General features: G+C 73.9%; 3 protein-coding genes. All 3 read left to right on the top strand.

What is annotated here, in order from left to right; translation table 11 throughout:
- The first annotated feature begins 169 nt into the window (after positions 1 to 169).
- Entirely contained in the window at positions 170 to 727 is a 558-nt protein-coding gene (locus tag ACFXMF_RS47415) for a GNAT family N-acetyltransferase (RefSeq protein WP_379992733.1), read from the top strand.
- A 74-nt stretch (positions 728 to 801) separates the two neighbouring features.
- Positions 802 to 2,124: a nucleotidyl transferase AbiEii/AbiGii toxin family protein gene (locus ACFXMF_RS47410; RefSeq protein ID WP_360310911.1), complete on the top strand. Its 1,323-nt coding sequence runs from the start codon at positions 802 to 804 to the stop codon at positions 2,122 to 2,124.
- 99 nt (positions 2,125 to 2,223) lie between these two features.
- Positions 2,224 to 2,567: hypothetical protein (locus ACFXMF_RS47405; RefSeq protein ID WP_380021312.1), on the top strand; the 344-nt coding region annotated here is incomplete at its 3' end.

The raw sequence follows: 2,567 nt of genomic DNA, 5'->3' as shown, positions 1-2,567 counted from the left end.
CCAGAGCCGGGCGGGGTACGCGGTGGGCAAGCCGCTGCCCGAGTGCTGGTGACGGTCCGGCGGCGCGGCCCGCGCGGGCCGCGCCGCCGGATGGGCGCGCGGGGACCGCCCGGGGCCGGCCGCGGCACCCGGTCGGCAAACGGTTTGACGGGTGCGGAACACTTTTCCCATGCCCACGCCCACGCCCGTACCGCCCGCCACGACCGGTACGCAGACCTGGACGATCTCCCCGAGCGCGGTGCACTCGCCCGAGGCGCTCGCGCTGCTGCGCATGTACTTCATCGAGGTGAGCGACCGCTACTACCGGCTGCACGAGGGCCGGGACTCGACCCCGACCGAGATCGAGGAGGGTCTCGCCGACGCGCCGAGCGACCATCTCGCGCCGCCGCGCGGGCTCTTCCTGATCGGCAGGTACGGCGCCGAGCCGGCCGCGTGCGCGGGGCTGCTGCTGCGGGACGAGCACACGGCGGAACTGACCCGCGTGTTCGTGCGACCGGACCTGCGCGGCACCGGCGGTGGCCGACGCCTGCTGGCCGCCGTCGAGGATGCCGCCCGTGCCCTGGGCGTGCGTCGGATCGTGCTCGACACCCGCCTCGACCTGATCGAGGCCCGCACGCTGTACACCAGGACGGGCTATCGCGAGGTGCCCGCGTACAACGACGGCAAGTACGCCGAGATCTGGTACGCGAAGGACCTGACCGCCGCCGAGCGGCCCGATCCGGCCTGACGCGGCGGCACTTCGCGGCATCCGGCGGGCGGCCCGGCGCCGGCCCGAGACGGCTACGACGAACGGAAGCGGCGATGACCGACAGCGGCGAGCGCAAGACCTGGCGGACCATCGGCTGGGGGCCGTGGGAGGACGACGACCTGCCGGCCGGGCCGTTGGACGAACAGACACGGCAACAACGCGAGTTGCCGCGCACGCTGGTGTCGGTGGCCGACCCCGGGGTGCGCCGGCGGCCGATCTTCGACCCCGCGCTCAAGCAGTACGGCAGCGCGATGCGGGCCGGTGAACCACGGTTCGCCGCGCCGGGTACCGCCGAGCGCTGGCACGATGCCCGCCGCCGAGCGGTCGACCACGTGCTGGCGGCGGTGGCCGAATCGCCGTGGGCAGGCCACCTGGTGCTGCGCGGCAGCATGCTGCTCCGGGCCTGGTACGGCCCGGCCGCCCGCGAGCCCGGCGACCTCGACTTCGTCGTGGTGCCCGCCACGTGGGAACTGGTCGAACCGCGCACCGAACGCATGTTCGCCGACATCGCCCGCGGCGCGGACGCCCGCTCGGCCGCGGCCGGCGACGTGCGGATCGACGCGGCCGGCGCGGTCGACGACGAGATCTGGACCTACGACCGGGTGCCCGGGCGGCGCCTGGTACTGCCCTGGCGGGCGGCCGGGTTGCCGTCGGGCATCGTGCAACTCGACTTCGTCTTCAACGAGTCGCTGCCCACGGCGGCCGAATACACCGACGTGCCGTGCCGCGACGGCTCCGGGACGCACCGGATCCTGGCCGCGACCGCCGAGCAGTCGCTGGCCTGGAAACTGCTGTGGCTGCTCTCGGACTCCTATCCGCAGGGCAAGGACCTCTACGACGCGGTGTTGTTGGCCGAGTCGACGCCGCTGCGGGCCGAACTGCTGCACCGCACCCTGGTCGCCGGCGAGCCGCACTGGGCCGGACGGCGCGTCTCGGCCGCGACGTTCGTCGACCAGGACGCCGACTGGGACGAGTTCGTCAAGGAATACCCCGACATCGGCGGCACCGCCGAGGAGTTCATGGGCCGGCTGCTCACCGCACTGGAACCGGTCTTCGCCGAGGAGAGCGCCGGGCCCGCCGTCGACGGCTACGCCTGGCGACTGCGTTGGCTCGGGCAACTGCTCCCCGACGCACGTCGGGCGGCGGCCCGCGCCGGCATGCCGGCACTGGTGGAGTGGCTCAAGGGCCGCGGGCTGGGTCTGGCCGAGAGCATCGTGATCATCCGCGAGGTGGTCGGCCCGGACCGGTGCACCCTCGATCAAGCGGCCGACGCGTATGTCGCCGAACTGCCTTACACATCGGGCGAACTGGGCTACTACACGCGCAACCCCGAGGTGATTCGGGACGCGCTGGGAGCATTGCGCGAAGCGGTCTGATCGGGGCCGGGCCGGGCCGGTCGACGCGACCGACCACCGCACCCACCGCACCCGTCGCACCCCGTCGCACCCGTCGTGCCATCGCACCGGAGGGATCCCGTGAACACCATCCATCCGTCCGTGGCCAGGGCCGTCTTCACCCTGGCCGATCCCGCCGTGGTACCCACCCTGGTGCGGCGGCTCGGCAGCGAACTCGCGCCGGTGTTGCGGCTGATGTCCACCGTGCCGACGGCCCTGACCGACGCGGTGCGAAGCTCGGGCCACGCCGAACTGATCGCCGCGATCGAGGAACGCGAGGAAGGCGAGGAACGCGAGCCGCGCGAGGATGGCGGGCAGCGCGAGCCGCGGCGCACCCGCGCCGACCAGCCGATGCCGCGCACCGCGCCGCCGCTTCCGCTGCCCGCCGTCGGGGAGCCCGATCCCGGTCCCGGGCTCGACCGGGC

It is taken from the genome of Embleya sp. NPDC059213, assembly GCF_042754445.1.
In the GTDB taxonomy this organism is placed as follows: Bacteria; Actinomycetota; Actinomycetes; order Streptomycetales; family Streptomycetaceae; genus Embleya.
This window is presented reverse-complemented; position numbering and strand designations above follow the sequence as displayed.